The 1,040-nt window shown below is 68.1% G+C and carries 2 protein-coding genes; both read right to left on the reverse strand.

What is annotated here, in order from left to right; all coding sequences use genetic code 11:
• Nucleotides 1–62: 62 nt before the first annotated feature.
• On the reverse strand, nt 63–482 hold the full coding sequence (locus H531_RS13365) for an IS607 family transposase (RefSeq protein WP_022799634.1): 420 nt from the start codon (nt 480–482) through the stop codon (nt 63–65).
• On the reverse strand, nt 479–694 hold the full coding sequence (locus H531_RS15335; RefSeq protein WP_439332795.1) for a DUF7718 family protein: 216 nt from the start codon (nt 692–694) through the stop codon (nt 479–481). The genes H531_RS13365 and H531_RS15335 overlap by 4 nt, the downstream gene beginning before the upstream one ends.
• Nucleotides 695–1,040 lie beyond the last annotated feature (346 nt).

Genomic DNA, 1,040 nt, shown 5'->3' on the forward strand with positions numbered 1-1,040 from the left:
GTGCTGGCTCAAGGCCTTGGCCTGGGCGGCGTTGGGGGAGAGCTCAAAGCGGAAGGCCTGGGTTACCCGCATTCGTCCTCCAGGACCACGATCCGTCTCCCCGAAGCCCGGAGGGCAGCCTCCACCAGGGCGAAGCCGAACCGGCTTAGGTGGGAGCGCTTTTCCACTATGATGCGGCTCACATCGGGATCGGCCAGAACCTGCAGAAGCCTCCTCTTCTTCCTCGTGGCGGACCCTACCTCGGCCACCACCTCGTACTCCGCCCATCCCTGGGCTTGGGCGAAGGCCTTCAGGCGCTCCACCTGGCGCTCCAGGTCCTCTTTCTGGTCGGCAGAGGAGACCCGGGCGTAAAGCGCCGTGCGCCCCTCGGGAAGAGGTTCCTCCACCAGGATGGTGCCCGAAGGAAGCTGGCGGGCGGGGACGGGGAGCTTCCCCGACTTGAACCACCGCCAGGCGGTGCGGGCCCAGTCGGAGAGCTTCATGGCTGGTATGGATGATGAGAAAAACCTGGGCCGTTGTCAACCCCCTCCCGCAGGTCCCGCCGGGCCATCTCCAGCCCCCGAGGTTCCCCGGGAAGGTAAGGGGTGGTCTCGTGTGGAGCGATCCGGTTCCGGTCCCGGTGGACCCCGCCTCCGGCCGTGTCGTACCGGGCCACCCAAACAAAGCGGCCCTCCTCGAGGTCTAGCCAGTCCAGCTGTACCGTCTAGGAAATCAGCCCCCCGTAGCCCGTCTCCAAGGTCACCCTCAGGCGGGCCGCGTACGCCGGCAGGAGGCCGTGTAGCAGAAGGAGGTAGCTGCGCCGCACGGACCCAGCCTACCCGAGAAGCCGCCGCGCCCACCCCCACCGGGCCTCGGGTAAAAGCGCCCCGCCCCATCGCGGGGCGGGGATGGACTTGCGTCAAGGACTAAGGGGAGGTGAGGATGGTGCCCCACCCGCCCACCGCTACGAAGGTGCCATTCCCGTAGGTCACGCCCTCGAGGTAGTTGCCCGTCCCCGAGGTCTGCGCCGTCCAGGTCGCCCCGTCCGGGGAGGTGAGGAT

The sequence above is a fragment of the Thermus islandicus DSM 21543 genome (assembly GCF_000421625.1).
Lineage (GTDB): Bacteria > Deinococcota > Deinococci > Deinococcales > Thermaceae > Thermus > Thermus islandicus.